The organism is Acidisarcina sp. (genome assembly GCA_035539175.1).
In the GTDB taxonomy this organism is placed as follows: domain Bacteria; phylum Acidobacteriota; class Terriglobia; order Terriglobales; family Acidobacteriaceae; genus JANXZS01.
This window is the reverse complement of the sequence record DATLIY010000007.1, coordinates 1,042,956-1,062,515: the sequence shown is the minus strand read 5'-3', so window position 1 is coordinate 1,062,515 and position 19,560 is coordinate 1,042,956. Positions and strand designations below refer to the sequence as shown.

Here is a 19,560-nt window from a genome sequence, read left to right as displayed (position 1 = left end):
CACCCTGGCGGACTCTCGCAGTCTGCTCCAGTCAGCTTTCGCTGATTACCGCACGCAGGATCTCCGGTTCCACATTGCCGCCGCTCATTACCGCCACCGTCTTGCGGGAGTGGGGCAGCTCCGCCGCGTGGTAGAGCGCGGCTGCCGTGGCTACTGCGCCGCTTGGCTCCGTCACCAGCCGGGTGGAGAAGATCATGCGCCGCATTGCGCTGCGAATCTCCGCCTCGGTCACGGTGACAATGCCATCGACGTAGGCGCGAATATGCGCGAAGTTCAGCTCGCCAATGCTTTGCGTGCGCAGCCCGTCGGCTATGGTTCGCGTGGTCTGTTCGCCGGTGTAGGAGACGATCCTTCCGGCGCGATAGCTCTCTGCCGCATCGCCTGCAAGCTCCGGCTCCACGCCGAAGACCGGAATGCCGGGCCGCGAAAGCTTGATGGCCGCGGCCACTCCGCTTAACAGTCCACCCCCGCCGACTGGCGCCAGAACCAACTCCACGTCGGGCAGATCGGCAACAATCTCCAGACCGCAGGTTCCCTGTCCGGCAATGATGGCCGGGTCGTCGTAGGGCGGAATCACGGTATAGCCAAATTCCCGCGCAAGTTCTTCGGCTTTCTGCCTGCGTTCCTGGCTCGACGGACCGACCAGCACAATCTCTCCGCCGAGGGCTGCCGTAGCCTGCTGCTTTACCTGGGGTGCATTCGCGGGCATCACGATCACGGCCTTCAGTCCGAGCGCACGGGCCGCATACGCAACGCCCTGGGCATGATTGCCGCTGGAGTAGGTGATGACGCCGCGACGGTGCTCCTCCGGGCTGAGAAGAGAGATTTTGTTATAGGCCCCGCGCAGTTTGAAGCTGCCGATGGGTTGCAGGCACTCCGCCTTAATCCACAGACAGCCGTTGCCGCCAGAGTCCTCCATCGCCACCAGTGGCGTATGGACTGCCACACCGCGCAGGCGTTGCTGCGCAGCTTCGATGTCGGCAAGAGAAATCAGCATCAGCGTTGCTCCTGAAAAGTCCAACCAGGGAATCCAGTCAAGGCGACTGCGGAGTGCGACTGTGGTCGTCCAGATGGGGAGTCCAAAGCGAACGGGAGAGGCGAACCGGGAGGGGCGAACCGGGGCTGGGAACCGCCCCGGTTCGCCTTGCTCAGATCTCCAGAATCACCGGCATGATCAGCGGCCGGCGGCCAGTCTGCTTCTGGATATAGCGCTTCAGATCGATGCGGATCTTTTCCTTGGTGACTCCGTAGTCCGCCTTCTCCTCGGTGGAAGAGTTCTCCAGCGTCCGCGCCACGATATCGCGCGCCTCGTCGGCGATATCGGCCGCAGCAAATCCACGCGACACGATCTCCGGCTGCCGCTCCACTTCGCCCGTCAGCTTGTTGATGGTGACAATCGCCAGCACAAAACCGTCTTCGCTCAGCAGCCGGCGGTCGCGGATCACCAGGTCTTCCACCACGTCGCCGGTCGAGCCGGAGTCGATGCAGATGCGTCCCGCCGTGACCTTGCCATTCTTCTTTGCGGACCTGGCATCCAGTTCGAGAACATCGCCGTCCTCCAGCAGAATCGCCGTCTCCACCACGCCCGTGCTCATGGCTACGTCCGAGTGCCGCTTCAGATGACGGTAGTCGCCGTGTACCGGGATGAAGAATTTCGGTTGCAGCAGATTCGTCATCAGGCGCAATTCCTCCTGGCTGCCGTGTCCGCTGACGTGGATCAGTCCCGAAGCGCCGTCGTCGTAGATTACTTGCGCGTCCCGGCGGTAGAGGTGGTCGATGACGCGAAAGATGCTCTTCTCATTGCCGGGGATCACGCGCGAGCTCAGCACGACCGTGTCGCCCTTCTCAATGTGCGCGTACTTATGGTTGTCCACCGCAGCGCGTGACAGGGCGCTCATTGGCTCGCCCTGCGTGCCGCTGATCATCACCATGACGTCGTGGGCCGCATAGTCCTTGATCTGCCCGGGATTGATCAGCAGCCCCGGAGGAATCTCGATATAGCCCAGGTCCTGCGCGATCTCCGACGACTCCACAATCGAGCGGCCAACGATGGCCACCTTGCGCTTGTGCAGGGCCGCCAGCTCCAGCGCAATCCGGATGCGATAGATGGAGGACGAGAAGCAGCTGAAGAACAGCTTGCGCTTGGCCCGCGAGAAGATCTCGTCCAGCCGCGGCCGAACCGCCCACTCGCTCGGCGTGTAGCCGGGGCGGTCCACGTTGGTCGAGTCCTGCAGAAGCGCCAGCACTCCGCGCTTGCCGTAATCGGAAAAGGTATGCAGGTCAAAGGGTTTGCCATCCGGCGGAGAAAGGTCGATCTTGAAGTCGCCGGTGTGCACTACCACCCCAACCGGGGTTTCAATCGCCAGAGCTACGCAATCCACCAGGCTGTGCGTCACGCGGATCGGCTCCACCGTGAACGGCCCAATTGTGAATTTGCGCTTCGGCTCGATTTCGATCAGCTCGGCTTGGTCGAGCAGCTTGTGCTCGTCCAGCTTGCCCTCAACGTAGGCCAGCGTAAACTCGGTCGCATAGACCGGTACGTTCAGCTCGCTCAGGATCCAGGGCAATCCGCCGATATGGTCTTCGTGACCGTGGGTGAGGATAATGGCGCGGACACACTCCCGGTTCTCCACCAGGTAGGTGATATCCGGCACCACAATGTCCACACCGAGCAGTTCGGTTTCGGGAAACATCAAGCCGGCGTCGATGACGATAATGTCGTCCTGCCAGCGAAGGGCGAGGCAATTCATCCCGAATTCGCCTAGACCGCCCAGAGGAATGATCTTTAATTTGCTTTCATCCATGGAAACTTTGATGCTAGCACATGGAGCAGCCTCAAGTTCCTGCGGCGGCCCTCAATAGGGCCTATCGCAGCAGGTCTTCGAGCACCAGGCTCAGTTCAGTCTTCTCGTCGCGATACTTCACGATCACCGGGGTATAGACGTTCAGATCCCACTGCGCGCCCTTGCCCTTGGCGATCGACCGCGACCCGGGTACGACTACGGCGCCCTCGGGGATTACCAGCGGTTTGTCTGCGGTGGCCCGCAGCACTTCGCCATTCACCACGTCGTAGACCGGTGTGCCCCGCGTCAGGATCGTTCCCGCCGCCAGCACCGCTTTCTTGCGCACCACGGTGCCCTCGTAGACGCCGCAGTTGCCGCCCACGAGCACATCGTCCTCCAGGATCACCGGGCTCGCGTTCACCGGTTCCAGCACGCCGCCTACCTGGGCCGCCGCGCTCAGGTGCACGCGCTTGCCAATCTGCGCGCAACTGCCCACCAGGGCATGCGAATCCACCATGGTGCCCTCGTCCACATAGGCGCCTACGTTGACGTACATCGGCGGCATGCAGACCACTCCCTTGGCCAGATGCGCGCCTGCCCGTACCGACGATCCCCCGGGAACCAGGCGCACTCCGTCATCGACCGCGAAGTGCCGCATCGGATAGGTGTGCTTGTCGATAAAGCCAAACTCCTCGCCACCCATCTCCCGCATCACGCCCAGGCGAAAGCCCAGCAGGATGCCCTGCTTCACCCAGGCATTGACGCGCCAGCCAAAGGGAGAGCCAGCGTCGGGCTCCGCCGCGCGGATCTTGCCCTCTTCCAGCGCATCCCGCAGCTCCATAAACGTGTGCATCGCGCCGGAGTCATTCACCACCGCCGGCCCTGCTGCAAAGAAGCGCTCAATCCGTGTTTTCAGGGAAGTATCTTGTTCAGCCATAGAGTCCTCAATATATCCGGATTCGGTGCCCGAAGGAGAAACGGGCCGATCTTTTGCCGGAGAAATTCCACATCTTCGGCTTCCCGGCAGCCAGATTCGCTCAGCCGGGGGGTTGTAGCCAGGGTTCGCAGCCAGGGTTCGCGGTCAGGGGTCGCAGCTAAAAGTTCAGCCAGGTTCCGGTGTGTCTTCCACGTCAGGAGACCAGGAAGGGAGGAATGCGAGAGGTACCAGGGGCACTCCGGGGCCTCGAAGGCCCGGCGGCGTACCTAAAACATTCGCATGTCGCCCTCAGGCGCGGGGGCAAACTTCAGCAGCCCGAGCTCTCCCGCCAGCCGTTCGAGCCTTCTGCGGGTCTCGGGCTGTGGAGGAACCAGCGGCAGGCGGACCGTGGAGTTGATCTTGCCCATCAGCTCCATCACGTATTTCACTGGCGAGGGGCTCGTCTCCCAGAAGTTCGCCAACATCAGCGGGTAGAACTTGCGGTTAATCCGGCGGGCAATGGACCACTCGTTCTGGAGCGCCGCATTCACCATCTCCGCCATCTCCGAGGGAATCTCGTTTGAGGCTACGGACACTAGTCCGGCGCCGCCCACGGAGATCACCGGCAGAGCGACCGGATCGTCTCCAGCGAAGACCTTGAAGTTGCTGGGCAGCAGATTGATGAGCTCGGTAATCTGGCTCAGCACGCCGCTCGACTCCTTCGCGGCCTGGATCGTCGGAACATCCTGCGCCAGCCGTGCGATCGTCTTCGGCTCAAGATTGGTGCCCGTGCGGCTGGGGATGTTGTAAATCACGACCGGCATATCGACAGCCTCGCCGATGGCCTTGAAGTGCTGGTACTGCCCCTCCTGGGTCGGCTTGTTGTAGTAGGGGTTCGCCGTCAGGATGGCGGAAACCCCGGGGATCTTTGCGGCCACCCGGGCACGCTGGACCGCCTCCCGCGTGGAGTTGTGCGTACACCCGGCCCACACCGGAACGCGCCCCCCGGAGGCCTCAGCCACGATGCGGATTACCGTCACCCATTCGTCATAGGTCAGCGTCGGCGTTTCGGCCGTGGTTCCGCAGGCGACCAGAAAATGGATGCCGCTGTCGATCTGCCATTGCGCCAGGGAAAAGAGCGCGTGTTCGTCCAAACTGCCGTCATGCCGAAACGGCGTTACCAGTGCTGTCCCACAACCTGTCAGTTCCATAACTCGTCGAGTCTACACCGTCGGGCAGCCAGGGCGAAGGGAAACGGCTGCAAAGCGACGGGTTAAAATCCGCTCAGCCCGCCTCGCCGCTGCCGGCCTTCAGTTCCTGTTGCAGCAGCACCGCAAGGCGCGGTTCGCCGGGAGCGTTTTTCCCCTTTACGCTGCAGGCCCGCAGGTAGGCATCGAGCGGCAGCCATGGTTCAGTCTCTCCGGCAAGCCCCTGCAGGGCAACAACTTCCGCAGCAAGCTCGCGAAGATGGTCGGCCTCCGGCCAGCCGCGATTCTCGCTCTTGGCGTGTATCTGCACCGGCCGCGGCTCTTCGATCTCCTCTTCCAGCAGGTTCAGCGCGGCGTTGATGCGATTCATCCGCTTCATGTGGCGGTCGTGGGGCAGCTTATGGGCTGCGGTGTGCACGGTATCGTATTGATCGAACAGGCCCAGGCGCCCGCGGGCTGCCTCGGGCAGGCAGGCGCGCAGCAGCGCTTCGAACTCGTCCCTGGCCTGCGCCAGCCGCAAATCCCGCTTTTCCAGTCGCTTACTTCGGCTCATTCGCCCTCATCCGTCTCGCCGTCCTTTTTATCGTCCCCGGAAATTTCTCCGGGCGCTTCTTCAGCTTCTTCCCGGTAGCGCTCGAGGTTGATCGGCAGACCCCGCGCCGCAAACTCCTCCCGCTTCAGCTCCTGCAAAAATCGTAGCGCCATTCGCGGCTCGCTGGGAATATCGGAGCCCTTCTCCGCGCGGTAGCCCTGGTACGCGCTCAACAGCGGCATCTCGGTCATATCCCCGAGGCTCTCCTGCAGGGCCGTGATCTCTTCGCTCAGCGCCAACAGCCGGTCTGCCTCAGGCCACTTGTAATAGCGTGCGGCCGTCTCCTGGCCCAGTGCCCGCGCATGCTGCCCAAACAGCCCGGAACGCCCCCGCGCGCACTCTGGCAGCAGCTTTCGCAGCAGGGCCTCAAATTCAGCCCTGGCCTGCTTCAATCTCTGCCGCTGCGGGGTTCCGCTCTCACTTGCGCTCATGGTTCAAGAGTACATGCTCTCCAGCGATTCAGGCATGTGTGCGGTCGATGCGCCAGAAGAGGACGGCGAGATGGGAAGGGAATCGCGCTAATCCAGTTGTTCGAAGATTTCGCGAAAGTCCCAGCAGCCGTTTTTGCCCGCGACCCACTCCGCAGCGCGCACCGCGCCCTCGGCGAATCCGCGGCGAGAGAAGGCTTCATGCTTCAGCTCGAGAACATCATTCTGCGAGCGGGCCTCCACTACGTGAATGCCGGAGGCATCGCCTTCGCGCACCGAGCTGATCTCCACCTGCAGCGCGGGGTTCGCCGCTTCCAGCACCTGCTTGAGCGAGAGAGCCGTGCCGGACGGCGCATCCTTCTTGCTGACGTGGTGCGTCTCCGTAATGTGGAAGGTGTAGCCCGTGGCCGCCTTGGCAAGCTCCCGCGCCACGCGAAACATTACCTGCACGCCAACCGAGAAGTTGGTCCCATACAGCAGCGCCGCGTGCTTTCTCTCGGCCAGTGTACGCATCTCTGCCAGGTGGGCGTACCACCCGGTCGTCCCCACCACCATGCGCGCTCCATGTCCCAGGCAGGCCCGCATGTTGTGCAGGACCGCTTCCGGCGTGGTGAAGTCGATCACCGCATCTACGCCCTTCAGGAACTCCGCCGTCAGCGCTGCGCCATTCGCATTGTCTTCTTCCGACACCACGCGCACCGCATGGCCCCGCTCGCGGGCAACCTCGCCCACCAGCTTGCCGGTCTTTCCCTGGCCAAGCATCACAAAGAGCATTATTGCTTCACACTTTCGGCGGCGAGTGCAGCGGCCCGGGCGGCCTCCCGCGCTTCCACGTCAAAGATTGCCGGGTCAGGATTTTCAAAGAACGTGGCATGAAGCGAACGCACCGCTTCCTCTACGTCATCCTCGTCGATCATGAAGCTCATGTTGATCTCAGATGCGCCCTGCGAGATCATGCGGACGTTGATGTGGCGAATGGCCTGAAAGACCTGCGCGGCAATGCCGTTCTGCCCGCGAATATTCTCGCCGACCATGCAGACCAGCGCCTTGCGGCCCTCATACTTCACATCGGCGAGCTTGCTCAGGTCGGCGGCGATGGCAGGCAGCTTCTCGTTCGAATCCACTGTCAGCGAGACGCTGACCTCCGAGGTGGAAACCATATCCACCACGCACTTGTGTTTGTCGAATACGTCGAAGATCTCCTTCAGATAGCCGTGCGACATCAGCATGCGGTTGGCCACCACGTCGATGATGGTGAGCCGCCGCTTCGCCGCGATGCACTTGAAGGGGCTGCGGCAGTGCGGTGCCAGCGAGATGATGCGTGTGCCCTCGTTCGAGGGGTTCCGCGAATTGAGCACCAGCACCGGAATATTCTTCTGCACCGCGGGCAGGATGGTGGCCGGATGCAGCACCTTGGCTCCGAAGTAGGCCAGCTCCGCCGCCTCTTCAAAGCTGATCACCTTGACGCGCAGGGCATCCGGGCAGATGCGCGGATCGGTGGTCATTACGCCATCGACGTCCGTCCAGATCTCGATCGCCTCTGCGTTCATGGCGCCGCCAATCAGCGCAGCGGTAAAGTCGGAGCCGCCCCGGCCCAGGGTGGTGGTCACGCCCTGCTCATTGGAGCCGATGAATCCGCCCATCACCGGAACGCGTCCCTCCTCGACCAGCGGCAACAGATGCAGCTCGCTGCGCTGCTCGATCACCTCGTCGTTCGGGACAGCCTTGCCGTATTGCGAATCCGTGATGATGATGTCGCGGGCATCGACTGCGGCTGCGCGGATGCCGCGCTCCTCAAAGGCTGCAGTCACCAGCTTGCTGGAGAGCCGTTCGCCGTAGCTGGCGATCAGGTCGGTGACGCGGATCGTCAGCTCGCCAACGGCGGCCAGTCCACGCAGTACCTCATCCAGCGCGTCGAAGCGCACGTCCATCCAGGTGTGGTAGAGCGCGGCCTTTTCCGGCGGCAACAGCGCCGATGCGGTGTCGCGATGACGGCATCGCAGCCGCGCGCTGATTGCCAGCGCTCCGGCGCGGTCTCCGCGAGCCGCGGCGTTTGCCGACGAGAGCAACTGGTCGGTTACCTTGGCCATGGCGCTGACCACGACAACGGGCTGCTGACCCCGGGCAATTCTGCCGGCAACAATCCTTGCAGTGCGATCGATGGCGGTTTGGTCTTCTACGGAGGTACCGCCGAATTTCATGACGACCAGTTTCATGCCGGCGATCCCGCAAGCGCCCGGTCCTGCCGGGGCTCCAGTTTGTTCAGGGAGACGAGTAACTCCGCATTGAGAATTGCCGCACCTGCTGCACCGCGGATGGTGTTATGCGAGATTACCGTAAACTTCCAATCCAGCAACCCGCAGGGGCGCAGGCGGCCTACGGTTGCTGCCATGCCATTGCCGCGCATGCGGTCCAGCCTCGGCTGCGGACGATCCACCGCATCGACCCACTCCACCGGCTGTGCCGGGGCGGTGGGGAGCTGCTGGCCGGCAAGCGGCGTAAACTCCTTCCACGCAGCCAGAATCTCTTCCTTCGTAGCCTTGGTGCGCAACTTGATGGAGACGCTCTCGGTATGTCCGTCCTCGACAGCGACGCGGTTGCAGTGCGCGCTCATCTTCGCGGCCAGCGGCTTGACGGCGTGACCCTCGAAGCGGCCCAGCAGCTTCAGCGTCTCTTCCTCCATCTTCTCTTCTTCGTTTTTGATAAAGGGAACCACGTTGCCCAGAATGTCCAGCGAAGGCACGCCAGGGTAGCCCGCGCCGCTCACCGCCTGCATGGTGGTGACAAAGATCGCCTCGATGCCGAAGCGCTCCTCCAGCGGGCGCAGCGCCATCACCAGGCCAATGGCCGAACAGTTCGGGTTGGTCACGATGTAACCGCCCGACTCCTTGCGCCAGGTCTGCTCATCAATCAAATGCAGGTGCTCCGCATTCACCTCGGGAATCACCAGCGGCACATTGGGGTGCATGCGGAAGGCGCTGGAGTTCGACACCACGGCACATCCGGCGGCGGCGAACTTCGGCTCCAACTCGCGCGCGATATCCGCATCCAGTGCGGCAAAAATCACCTTGGGAGCACCTGCGGGATCCGCGGGAGATACCGGCATATCCGCAATCCGCTGTGGCAGTTGCGTGTCCAGCTTCCAGCGCACCGCGTCTCCATAGCGCTTTCCGCTGGAGCGGTCGCTTGCCGCCAGCCAGGTTATCTCAAACCAGGGATGATGCTCCAGAAGTTGAATAAAACGTTGGCCGACCATGCCCGTCGCACCAAGGATGCCGATCTGTAATGGCTTTTGCATATGGGTTGTTGGAATTTTACAGTAGGAGAGACCAAATTCAGCCAACATAACGAAAAGGCCGTGTCAACTTTTCGGCACGGCCTCATCTTTGCAGCGGTTTTGCGAGCTTATTGCGCGCTGCCGATAAAGCTCATCTGGGTGGGGGTGGTCGCCTTCGATGTCACCGTAACCTGCGCTGTTTGTTGGCCTAACTCTTCATGCACGGCCACCAGCGTATAGGTTCCCGGCGGCAGGCCCTTGATCTCGAAGTGTCCAGACTCGTCCGTCACAGCAAAGAAGGGATTGGGCGCGACGTTGATAAACGCCTGCATCCAGGGATGGTTGTTGCAGCGCACCGGCATCATCGTCTCCGGTTTTAGAAAGACGCGCTTGGTTTCGCCGCCTCTCGGAGGCTGGGAGACGTCCATGTTCTGGTCGCCGTTCACCATAGGCATAACGTGCACGTTGTGCATGGTGGCATCGCTGTTGGTAAAGTCCACCGGCTGGCCTACCATCACGGCAATCACGTGCGGTGTATAGCGGCAGCCCTTTTGATCCAGTGTTACCGCCGTTGTCGGGGGCAGATACACCTTTCCGTTCAGGCCGTCCTTGACGTAAACAAAGACGTTCTGCAGGCCGCCATCCTTTACCATGTATTGCTCGCTGAGGTTGTCCGCAGCCAGCCCGCAGACGGGATCCTGTGCCATGTCGATCCGCACCCGCGACGGAGGTGTCTTAGGAAAACGAATCGTTCCCGTGATGGTGCCCGAGGTCGCGTAGTCGATCTGGGTATAGGCCGTGGCTGGACCAGGCTTTGGGCCTGTGGCGTTCCCGCCGTTCTTCCTGCATCCCGTGGAGAGGAGCGCGCCACCCATCATCAGCACCAGCGCACCCCGTCCGGCAGTCGAGCGTAGAGTCCGAATCATTCGTAACCGTCCCTGTGGCAAATATTCTGTATACCGCCGTTAGACTTTGACTTCTTCGAGGGCCTTCACCATGGCATCGGCAAAGGCGCTGGTTCCGCTGGTGCCGCCTACGTCGCGGGTCAGCGAGCGCTTCTCCCGGTAAACCAGCTCCAATGCGGCCTGCGCCCGGTTGGCCGCCTCGGTTTCGTCGATGTGATGCAGCATCAGGATCGCCGATTGCAACAATGCTGTCGGATTTGCGATGTCCTTGCCTGCAATATCCGGGGCGGAGCCGTGGACTGCTTCGAAGATCGCTGCATTCTCGCCGATGTTGGCTCCCGGCACCAGCCCGAGTCCGCCGACGAACGCTGCGCACAGATCGCTCACGATATCCCCGTACAGGTTGGGTAGCAGCAGAGTGTCGTACTGGTAGGGATTGGTCACCAACTGCATGCAGGTATTGTCGATGATGTGCTCGCCGTAGGTGATGTCGGGGTAGCCTTTGGCCACCTCCCGCGCGCACTTCAGGAAGAGGCCATCCGACATCTTCATGATGTTTGCTTTGTGGATCGCATGGATCTTCCGCCGGTTATGCTTGCGCGCATACTCAAAGGCCCACTTCGCAATGCGCATCGAGCCCTTTTCGGTGATCACCTTCAGCGAGGTCATTACGCCCGGCACCACCTCGTGCTCCAGGCCGACGTACTCGCCCTCGGTGTTCTCGCGAACGATGATCAGGTCCACGCCGGGATAACGTGTTTCGAGCCCCGGCAGATTCTTGATCGGACGGAAATTTACATACAGCTCAAACGCCTTCCGCAAGGTCACGTTGATCGAGGAGAAGCCTCCGCCGATCGGAGTCGTCACGGGCCCCTTCAGCGCCAGCTTCGTCCGCTCAATCGAGGCAAAGAGCTCCTTTGGCACATACTCGCCATGCTTCGCGAACGCGTCCGCGCCTGCCGCGTATTTCTCCCACGCGAACTTTGCTCCCGTCGCCTCCAGAATTCGAACTACGGCTGCTGTAACTTCAGGACCGATTCCGTCTCCTGGAATCAGTGTGACTGCATGTACCTTCTGCGGATTGCCTTCGTTCATATCGCTCCTTAACTCAACTCCAAGAGAGAGGGACACGGGCAGAGGAAAAAGGGAGGTGATAGATTCCTGATCCCACCCCTATTGCCTGTCCCTAATCCCGGATCCCAGCCTTGCTCCCTGTTTTCTTTCTACCAGCAGCTCCGGGCTGCTCCTTCGTATTCAGCAACTGTTCGAGTTCTTCCTTAAATTCGCGCACATCCTTGAAGTCCCGGTAGACGCTGGCGAAGCGGATATAGGCCACCGTGTCGATCGCTTTCAGCCGGTCCATAATCAGCTCTCCGATGGCGGTAGTGGATCGCTCGCGCTCGGGCGAGTCCACCAGGTACGCCTCGGTTTCGTCGACGATGGTCTCCAGCTTGCTTGCGGAGACGGGCCGCTTTTCACACGCGCGCAGCAGGCCGCTCAGTACCTTCTGGCGCTCGAAGCGCTCGCGGCGCCCATCCTTCTTCACTACCATGTAGGGGATTTCGTCGATGCGTTCATAGGTGGTGAAGCGCTTTTCGCAGCGTTCACACTCACGACGGCGGCGAATGGAATCCGCCTCCTTGCTCTCTCGCGAGTCCACCACACGATCTTGCGCAAATCCGCAGTAAGGGCACTTCATCTCGTGCCGCGATTCTAACAGGCGCACGGGCTTGGACGCAGCGGCCCTAGGCCAGGCCGCGCCGGATGCCGCGTCGAACCAACTCGGTGACGACGCCGAAGACCGCATAGGTCATGCGGCTGCTCACGTGGGCTTCCGCGACCGCAGCCGTATCGGCAGCGCTCTGCTGGCCCGCGCTTGCCGCATTCGCACGCGCAATCCGGCCCAGCGCCAGGCCAAAGGCCGCTCCCTGCCAGGCTGCTGTGGTGGGCTCTGCCTCTACCGCCGCGCCATAGACCGCTCCCGCCAGCCCGCCAAAGACCCATGGAGTCAAGCCGGGAGTCACCTGAGGCAAAATTCGGGTGACGAGCGATCCTGCCGGCTCGTGCAACTGGCCATCGGCTTCGAGCTTCAGCGGAACCCGCGCCTCCACCAGCCGCGGAGCGTAGATGCTTTCAAGATACGATTTCGCCGCAACCCCCGCCAGGCCCCCTGCGATCCCGGCCAGCGCGCCCTTCCAGATGGATCTGTTTGGTCTTCTCGACCGTTCCGGCTTCTTCATGTACGGTTTGCCTCCCGGCTACTTCATGTACAGATAGATGCGCGCCAGCCCGGCGAGGCTTCGCGGCACTTCCATTGAGAGCATTCGATTCAATTTTGCTTGACAGGCGCATCCGGCTCAGGACACGATAACCCGCCGCAGTCGAGAAGTTAGTTGCCCTGACTTCCTGATGGCGGAGAGATCCAGTCACGCGTATGGCGCCTGCAGGGTGTTACTCCCGCGCCGTGCGAAATGGATCTGGCATCGATTATGCCCGGCGTCTGCGATAGGCGCACGGGGATTCTATCCGGCCCCTTTTCTGCCGCAGGAGAGCAAGATCCGCGAGGATCGTGCTCCAGCGGAGCCCCGGGACAATGAATGCTTTCTCCTTCCCGCGTGAGCGGGAAGAGCCCAGTTCTGTGGATAGACCATGAAGACACGATGCATCGCCTTAAATCTGGCGCTGATGGCGGGTTTGGTTGCCGCCGTTGGCGTAGCGAAGGCCGCAGCTCAGGATCAAGCGGCACCCAACGACGAGAGCCGTATCAAGCAAGGCTTTGCAATCTCACCCGTACCGCTGAATATGGCAGGTAAGAATCGCGCCCTAGTGGGACTTGGCAGTTACCTGGTCAACGCCGTGGGAGACTGCAGCGGATGCCACACGAATCCCGAGTTCGTTACCGGCGGCGACCCTTACATGCACCAGAAGAAGGTTGTGAACGCAGCCCATTTCCTCGCGGGCGGCCAGCACTTCGGCCCCTTCGTCTCCCGCAACCTGACGCCGGAGAACGGACTGCCCGAGGGCCATACCTTCGCGGAATTCGTTCAAATTATGCGAACCGGCATCGATATGGACCATCTCCACCCGCAGATAAGCGACTTATTGCAGGTGATGCCGTGGCCCACTTACCAGAACATGACGGACCACGAACTCCGCGCCATCTACGAGTACCTCAGCGCCATTCCACCGGCCACCCCTGGACCGTAGACGATCTCCGCACACAAATGCGACGGCGGCAGAATCCCAGGAGAGATTTCTGCGAGAGATTCTGCCGCCAATTTTTTCGAGTGTTCGCGAGTGGAGCGCCCGCGCAGTTCCGATTTGTCACTCTGCGCGAAGCGGCTTTGTCATTCTGAGCAAAGCGGATTTTTCATTCTGAACAAAGTGTCCGATTTGTCATCCTGAACAAAGCGTTTGATTTGTCATCCTGAGCGAAGCGAAGGATCTGCTTTTTCCCCCAGCGCCCACGTGGGGTCCCTACTCCGCTACCTCTGCGTGGAGTGCGGCTTCCTCACCCGCATGCTCGCTCTCTTCGGTGACCTTCTTCAGTGAGACGTGTTCGAACTGCGCCCAGATCAGCCCGACCGGAATGATGCACATAAAGGTGACCACCAGCAGCATGGCCCCGCATCCCAGTGCCGGCTCCCACGCCACGTCAAAGAGCTTCTGCATGGCAGTCGTGGTTACGCCGATGGTGGTAAACCAGCCGATAATGGGCAACTGCACGATCGATCCGCCCATGCTGGCCGCCATCAGCAGCATGCAGCGGGAGAGCGTCATGCTGGACAACTGCGGCGAGTTCACAAAGGCATGCGTGGTTTCAAGATAGGCGCTGGTGATCAATCCCCACATCGACAGCGAGATCGCTACTGCGATGGCGAAATCCTTGAAGGAGCCAATCGCGTTCAGCCCGTCGCGAAAGGCACCAATTTTGCTGGCGACGCTCTCCGCCAGCGCTGGCGAGAGCGGGTGCAGCATCCTCCGTGCGGCGGCTGCCACAATGTGGCCCGATGCTCGCACCGCGACGGCGAAGGCGGCCAGGGCAAAGGTACCCAGCAGCCCGAACTTCGCCACTCGCACCATCAGTTCGTGGTGGGGGAGCCCGATGCTGTCGTGGGCAAACAAGAGGACGGTCGAAAAGATGAGCGCCATCGAGCCCATGTCGAACATGCGCTCGACCGTATACACCGCGATCTGCGAGCCCAGCGGCAGGTTTACCCTGCGTGCGACCAGGTAAGGACGCACCAGGTCCGCCAGCCGCCCAAAGATTGCCACTGCCGTGAAGCCGATCACCTGCGACCCCAGCACGGAAAAGGTGGAGACCTTCTTGGTGGGGCGAACAAACAAAGCCCAGCGCGCCGCGCGGAAGACGTAGGCGACATAGATCAGGCAGATGCCAAGCACAATCCGGCGCCAGTCCGCAGCGTGAAGCTGCTCGAGAAAGACGCGCCAGTCAAAATGGATGCGGTTGTGGGCAAAGATTCCCAGGGCGATCAGGGCCACGGCGGCAATCAGCCACACTACCCACTGCTTTGTCTTCAAAATAAACGCTCTCCAATGCTGCTACTGGATATGCTTCTGCGTTGCGCTTGCCGTCTGGCTTGCACGGCGCGAAGGTGAGTTCGCCTCGCGCTCCGCCAGCGTCTTGCGCCGGTTGAACTCATGAATCACGCGGGCAACGTAGGCGCGTGTCTCATGGTACGGCGGAATGCCGTGATAGCGGTCCACCGCGGCAGGTCCGGCATTGTATGCCGCCAGGGCCAGCGGAATATCGTCGTGGTAGCGCGTCAGCAGCGCATCCAGGTAGGTAGTGCCGCCGTTGATGTTTTGCTCCGGACGAAAGCTGTCTGCCACGCCCAGTTGCGCCGCCGTCCCTGGCATTAACTGCATCAGGCCGCGGGCTCCGGTCCGGCTCACCGCGCGGATGTTGCCGCCGCTCTCGGCGCGAACCACGCTGGCCAGCAGATCCACGTCAAGATTATGCTGCGCTCCGGCCTGCGACATCATCTCGTGCAGCTGTTCCGGCGTAGGGTCGGGCAGACGCCGTTCCGCTGCTGCTGTCGCAGAAGTTTGCTGTTCCGCGAACTTCACGGCCGGAGCAGGCTCCACGCTCACAATCTCTTCCCCGGCTACTTCTACAAAGCTCTGGCTGCCCGGCTGCAGATAAAGCCGGACACGGTTTCCGACCGACTCCCGGTGATCGCAGATCAGGTCAAATCCGTTGGACAGCGTGACGTGCAGGGCAGAGGCGTCCGCTGCCACCGCGCCGCTCGCAGCAGCGCCCAGCAGCGCCGCCGCTATCGCGACGGTGCGCGTCCAGCCGGCCTTACGCCCTGCCTTCATCCTCGTCGCACCATACTTCAGGCACTCTATCACTTCGGCAGGGGAATTCCTCTGCCACCGGCGGGGGAGGCTCATGCCCGATCCGCCTGGCCGACTGTCTCAGAATCCAGGCATACGGATTCAATCACCTGGGCTACACCATCCTCGTCGTTGGTGCCGGTGATCAGCCAACCGTGCTCCTGTCCGATCTGCTGCAATTCAGGGGTGGCGTTGCCCATCAGCACTCCGCGGCCGGCAAAGGCCATCATCTCCACGTCGTTGTAGTTGTCGCCGATGGCCATTACTTGCTCGCGGCCTATGCCTCGCTGCCGGGCCAGCCGCTCCAGCGCCGCACCCTTCGAGCAGCCTTGCGGCAGAATGTCCACGATGCACAGATTGCGCCGCGGATATTCCGTTCGGTGCAGGGCGATCTCCTGGGCCATCGCGCTCGATGCTAGCGCATCATAGGCCTCCCGCATCGCCTCCACAGTGCCGCAGACCATCGCCTGCACCGGAGACTCCCCATCGTCCAGCGCCCGCTCCAGCGGAACCACCTCGGCCAGCGAGCTGCGATTGGCTTCCACCCACAGCGCGATGCGCTCGTGCAGCGTTTGCAGGGACTCAATCACCAGCGATCCCGGTCCCTCCCGGTCGAAGGTCATGACCGTCGAGCCATAGTTGCGCAGCATCCGGCAAAGCTCCCGTGCGGTTGCCGAGGGCACCAGCGAGCGCTCCAGCAGATCCCCTGCAAAATTCCTTGTAATCGAGCCATTCGAGGAGATCAGGATCGTCTCCTGGCTCAGGCCCACCGGCTCCACAATCGGCAGGGCAAAGGCCTGGCGGCGGCCGGTAGCGATTACGATCTCAATTCCCGCGGCCTCGGCTGCGCGCAGGGCCCGCTGATTGCGTTCGCTGATCGCGGTTCCTCGTGACGGCAATATCGTGCCATCGATATCGATGGCGATCATCTTTACCGGGGCGGCCAGGGAGGCAGAGGTCATGCTCCCAGTTTACCTGCCGATCCGTTAATCTTTGACGTATGCCGGCAATTGCCTTTCTTGAGTGCTCTCGCTGCCATACGCATCTTTCGCCCGCCACCCCGCAAACTGTCTGCCCAGCGTGTGCTGGCGCACTCTATGTCCGCTATGACATGGACGCGCTGCGCCGCACCGCCGCTCGACCCAGCGACGTCGATCGTGCGCCCAGCCGTGGCATGTGGCGCTATTCGAGCGTCCTGCCTGAGGTCGAGCCCGTGACCCTTGGCGAGGGCTGGACCCCGATGCTCCGCAGCCGGCGCAATCCCCACGTTTTTCTCAAGGAGGAGGCGAACAACCCCACGGGAAGCTTCAAAGCCCGTGGCCTTTCGCTTGCCGTCTCCATGGCCAGGCACTATGGAATCAAAAAGTTAGCTGTCCCCTCCGCGGGCAATGCCGCGGGAGCGCTTGCCGCATATGCTGCCGCCGCCGGCATCGAGGCTAATCTCTTCATGCCGCGCGACGTGCCCTTTGCCAACTACCTGGAAGCGGTGGCCTATGGAGCCAAAGTCACTCTTGTCGATGGACTTATCTCCGATTGCGCCCGCATCGTCGCCGAGCGCAGGGAGCAGGAGGGCTGGTTTGACGTCTCCACCCTCAAAGAGCCCTTCCGCGTGGAAGGCAAGAAGACCATGGGCTACGAACTGGTGGAGCAGCTTGGATGGGAGTACCCGGATGCGGTTTTTTATCCCACGGGTGGGGGTGTAGGCCTCATCGGCATGTGGAAGGCGTTTGCTGAGATGGAGGAGCTCGGCTGGGTGAAGCCAGGGCGCAGACCGCGTATGTTTGCCCTGCAGTCGTCAGGATGCGCGCCCATCGCGCGTGCCTTCCGGCAGGGAGCTACAGTCTCGGAGTTCTTCCCGGAGGCCAGCACCTTCGCCTCCGGCCTGCGTGTGCCCAAGCCATACGGCGATGCCATTATTCTCGAGATCCTGCGGGAATCCGGGGGAATGGCGCTGGATCTACCCGACCAGGCGATTCTTGCCTCCCTGCTGGATTGGGCGCGGCAGGAAGGCATCCTGCTCTCGCCCGAGGGCGCTGCAGCCACGGCAGCCTACGATCATCTGATCGCGACAGGAGTACTCCAGCCCACGGACCGCGTCGTCCTCTTCAACACCGGCTCCGGACTGAAGTACACCGATGTGCTGGCCAAGGCGATGCACCTGGAGTCTCCCACGGCGGCTGGAGCCAATCCTCTGGCCGAACGGGATCATCGCGGCATTCAGCTACCCGCAAAGAGCCGCGTTGGTGGCATCATCACTCCGCAATAGGTGCGGAGAGAGTTTTGCGGCATCTCCGTGCAGCACTTCGATACGGAGTCCTCGCTGGCCCGTTGCTAATCGATAAACAACCTTCCTCTGCTGCCGCCAATCTCAAACGGTAAGGAGAATCCCCCATGGCTGTCAGGCCAGAACCATCACCCGCAAGATTAGGAAGTCTTATTTTCTGGGCGGGTGTTGTGCTATTCGCTGGGCTGTTGCTGGTCTTCCTCATCAGCTTCTACCGCAAGGGGCCCAGTGTCGATGGTGCATCCGGCATGAATCGAGCGATAGGCGCCGGCGTCACGATTCTTGCTTCCCAGTTCAGTTCCGTGTGAATTTGCATGCCAGGCGCGGCTCGTCCAAGTCTGGATCAATCGGGCAGAACTAGACTGATAACCGCGCCTTCATGCGCGTCACTGCTACTCACCCGTGCCCGAAGAGGGTAGTTCAAGCTTCTGCTCGAGGGACTGAGCTTTTGCTTTGGCTTTGCCATACTCCACAAAGTCGTTGATGGTAGCCGCCGTTCTGGATGCGAGCTCGTGGTTGGCGGTCGTGTAATCGCGATACGGCGGCAACCCGACACGAGACTGGTTGTTGTTCAGGTGGTTGATGGTGGTCGTAAGCTGATCGGCCATATGGCGCAGCAAGGGATTGATGCGATCGATTGCTTCCTGCTGCCAGGGCGATCCTTCTCCGCGGATGTCATTTAACTGCTTCACCGTCTTGCCTAAGTCGTTCACATGCTCCTTCATGGAGTTCAACTGGCTTGAATGTGTCTGCCACGAGACCCCGGACGTAGTAAAGGATTCAAGCATAGCGGCATCGTCTTCCGCGAGCCTTGCCTGGGTTCTCGCGTCGGCCAGCAGTTGGGAAACCGCCGCCGAATCCGTCGTTTGCGCCGACGTGAACCGCCAGCCCATGAACAGCAGAAACATGACAGCAACGAAACCGGCAGAGATTCGAATTATCCATCGGGATTTCATGATTCCTCCTTTGCAAAAGCCCCCCTTAGTCCGTCTTCCTTGAACGGGATGCCGACCCTTCTGCTGCCATCTTGGATCTTGTAGGAATCAGTGTGTTGCGTCCTTCAGGGGGCAGATGGAGCAGAGGCTTCCGGTCGGGTCAGGCCATAGTGAACGAGCAGGCAGAAGATCTCCGCTTACTTGCCGGTACCAGAGCTGGGTAACTCCAACTCCTGTTCCAAAGATCCAGCCTTCGATCTTGCTTTGCCATATTCCACGAAGTCGCTGACAGCGGTTGCTGTGCGGGTTGCGAGTTCATGCCCGGCCGCTGTGTAGTTGCGATACGCCGGCATATGGATGCGGTCTTTGTTATCGTTCAGGTGCTTGATTGTTGCGTTGATTTGATCGACCTGATGCCGCAGCAGAGGATTAATCTGGAAAATTGCCTCCTGCTGCCAGGGAGATCCTTCCTCGCGCAGGCCGTTTAACTGCTTCACGGTTTCGGCCAGGGCGTTCACATGTTCCGCGATGGTTCGAAGCTGCGCAGCGTGTGTCTCCCAAGCGGATCCGGGGTGCGTATAGGACTCGAGTATGGCGGCATCATTCTCGGCAACCACTGCCTGGCTCTTCGCTTGTGCCAGCAGATTGGAAATGGCTGTCGAATCAGGAGACTCTGCTGACATCCACCGCGCGCCGATTGCAAGGAAGCACGCGAATAGAGCGAACCCGGCAGAGATGCGAAGTACTAGAGGAAATCTCATAAGAGCCCTCCTTTGCCGGGAGAACTGAGCAAGTTCTGCCGGCATTGGATGGGATGCGGCGATCTTTGCTTGCAACCGCGATGTCACACGCTGCTGTGTGCTGCGTCACG

Annotated in this window: 21 protein-coding genes; 3 read left to right on the top strand and 18 right to left on the bottom strand. The window is 61.3% G+C overall.

What is annotated here, in order from left to right; translation table 11 throughout:
• Positions 1-31: 31 nt before the first annotated feature.
• The 13 genes from VM554_07195 to VM554_07135 all read right to left on the bottom strand — a co-directional run bounded on the left by VM554_07195 (position 32) and on the right by VM554_07135 (position 12,349).
• Positions 32-997, bottom strand: coding sequence for a threonine/serine dehydratase (locus tag VM554_07195; GenBank protein ID HVJ08152.1), 966 nt, complete (start codon positions 995-997; stop codon positions 32-34).
• A 151-nt stretch (positions 998-1,148) separates the two neighbouring features.
• Entirely contained in the window at positions 1,149-2,804 is a 1,656-nt protein-coding gene (locus tag VM554_07190) for a ribonuclease J (GenBank protein ID HVJ08151.1), read from the bottom strand.
• Positions 2,805-2,865: 61 nt separating this feature from the next.
• On the bottom strand, positions 2,866-3,720 hold the full coding sequence (locus VM554_07185; protein ID HVJ08150.1) for a 2,3,4,5-tetrahydropyridine-2,6-dicarboxylate N-succinyltransferase: 855 nt from the start codon (positions 3,718-3,720) through the stop codon (positions 2,866-2,868).
• 266 nt (positions 3,721-3,986) lie between these two features.
• Entirely contained in the window at positions 3,987-4,910 is a 924-nt protein-coding gene (gene dapA / locus VM554_07180) for a 4-hydroxy-tetrahydrodipicolinate synthase (GenBank protein ID HVJ08149.1), read from the bottom strand.
• 73 nt (positions 4,911-4,983) lie between these two features.
• On the bottom strand, positions 4,984-5,460 hold the full coding sequence (locus tag VM554_07175; protein ID HVJ08148.1) for a hypothetical protein: 477 nt from the start codon (positions 5,458-5,460) through the stop codon (positions 4,984-4,986).
• Positions 5,457-5,930 (bottom strand): hypothetical protein, encoded by a 474-nt coding sequence (locus VM554_07170; GenBank protein HVJ08147.1) that lies wholly within the window; start codon positions 5,928-5,930, stop codon positions 5,457-5,459. The genes VM554_07175 and VM554_07170 overlap by 4 nt, the downstream gene beginning before the upstream one ends.
• Before the next feature lie 87 nt (positions 5,931-6,017).
• Positions 6,018-6,701 carry a 4-hydroxy-tetrahydrodipicolinate reductase gene (gene dapB / locus VM554_07165; GenBank protein ID HVJ08146.1) on the bottom strand — a complete coding sequence of 228 codons (684 nt, stop codon included), beginning with the start codon at positions 6,699-6,701 and terminating at the stop codon, positions 6,018-6,020.
• Positions 6,701-8,143 (bottom strand): lysine-sensitive aspartokinase 3, encoded by a 1,443-nt coding sequence (gene lysC / locus VM554_07160; GenBank protein HVJ08145.1) that lies wholly within the window; start codon positions 8,141-8,143, stop codon positions 6,701-6,703. The genes dapB and lysC overlap by 1 nt, the downstream gene beginning before the upstream one ends.
• Positions 8,140-9,225, bottom strand: a complete 1,086-nt coding sequence (gene asd / locus VM554_07155; GenBank protein HVJ08144.1) for an aspartate-semialdehyde dehydrogenase — start codon at positions 9,223-9,225, stop codon at positions 8,140-8,142. The genes lysC and asd overlap by 4 nt, the downstream gene beginning before the upstream one ends.
• Before the next feature lie 107 nt (positions 9,226-9,332).
• Positions 9,333-10,130: a carboxypeptidase regulatory-like domain-containing protein gene (locus VM554_07150; protein HVJ08143.1), complete on the bottom strand. Its 798-nt coding sequence runs from the start codon at positions 10,128-10,130 to the stop codon at positions 9,333-9,335.
• A 39-nt stretch (positions 10,131-10,169) separates the two neighbouring features.
• A complete protein-coding gene (locus VM554_07145) occupies positions 10,170-11,204 on the bottom strand; it encodes an isocitrate/isopropylmalate family dehydrogenase (protein ID HVJ08142.1) in 1,035 nt (344 codons plus the stop codon).
• A gap of 91 nt (positions 11,205-11,295) precedes the next feature.
• Positions 11,296-11,808 (bottom strand): transcriptional regulator NrdR, encoded by a 513-nt coding sequence (gene nrdR / locus VM554_07140; protein HVJ08141.1) that lies wholly within the window; start codon positions 11,806-11,808, stop codon positions 11,296-11,298.
• A 46-nt stretch (positions 11,809-11,854) separates the two neighbouring features.
• Positions 11,855-12,349: a hypothetical protein gene (locus VM554_07135; GenBank protein HVJ08140.1), complete on the bottom strand. Its 495-nt coding sequence runs from the start codon at positions 12,347-12,349 to the stop codon at positions 11,855-11,857.
• Between the two features lie 409 nt (positions 12,350-12,758).
• Here VM554_07135 and VM554_07130 point away from each other — a divergent pair, with 409 nt between their 5' ends.
• On the top strand, positions 12,759-13,316 hold the full coding sequence (locus VM554_07130) for a hypothetical protein (GenBank protein HVJ08139.1): 558 nt from the start codon (positions 12,759-12,761) through the stop codon (positions 13,314-13,316).
• A 270-nt stretch (positions 13,317-13,586) separates the two neighbouring features.
• Here the strand turns inward: VM554_07130 and VM554_07125 are convergent, their stop codons facing one another.
• The 3 genes from VM554_07125 to VM554_07115 all read right to left on the bottom strand — a co-directional run bounded on the left by VM554_07125 (position 13,587) and on the right by VM554_07115 (position 16,432).
• On the bottom strand, positions 13,587-14,651 hold the full coding sequence (locus VM554_07125) for a lysylphosphatidylglycerol synthase transmembrane domain-containing protein (GenBank protein HVJ08138.1): 1,065 nt from the start codon (positions 14,649-14,651) through the stop codon (positions 13,587-13,589).
• A 21-nt stretch (positions 14,652-14,672) separates the two neighbouring features.
• Positions 14,673-15,452 (bottom strand): lytic transglycosylase domain-containing protein, encoded by a 780-nt coding sequence (locus VM554_07120; protein HVJ08137.1) that lies wholly within the window; start codon positions 15,450-15,452, stop codon positions 14,673-14,675.
• A gap of 71 nt (positions 15,453-15,523) precedes the next feature.
• Positions 15,524-16,432 (bottom strand): Cof-type HAD-IIB family hydrolase, encoded by a 909-nt coding sequence (locus VM554_07115; protein ID HVJ08136.1) that lies wholly within the window; start codon positions 16,430-16,432, stop codon positions 15,524-15,526.
• Between the two features lie 38 nt (positions 16,433-16,470).
• Between VM554_07115 and VM554_07110 the strand changes: the two genes are divergently transcribed.
• Both VM554_07110 and VM554_07105 read left to right on the top strand, forming a co-directional pair.
• Positions 16,471-17,736 (top strand): threonine synthase, encoded by a 1,266-nt coding sequence (locus VM554_07110; protein HVJ08135.1) that lies wholly within the window; start codon positions 16,471-16,473, stop codon positions 17,734-17,736.
• Between the two features lie 125 nt (positions 17,737-17,861).
• Positions 17,862-18,062 carry a hypothetical protein gene (locus VM554_07105; protein HVJ08134.1) on the top strand — a complete coding sequence of 67 codons (201 nt, stop codon included), beginning with the start codon at positions 17,862-17,864 and terminating at the stop codon, positions 18,060-18,062.
• A gap of 84 nt (positions 18,063-18,146) precedes the next feature.
• On the opposite strand, the gene VM554_07100 is transcribed toward VM554_07105, so the two are convergent.
• The gene (locus VM554_07100) at positions 18,147-18,710 is read right to left on the bottom strand and encodes a hypothetical protein (protein HVJ08133.1); all 564 of its coding nucleotides are present in this window, start codon (positions 18,708-18,710) and stop codon (positions 18,147-18,149) included.
• Positions 18,711-18,886: 176 nt separating this feature from the next.
• Positions 18,887-19,450, bottom strand: a complete 564-nt coding sequence (locus tag VM554_07095) for a hypothetical protein (GenBank protein HVJ08132.1) — start codon at positions 19,448-19,450, stop codon at positions 18,887-18,889.
• Positions 19,451-19,560: the final 110 nt, after the last annotated feature.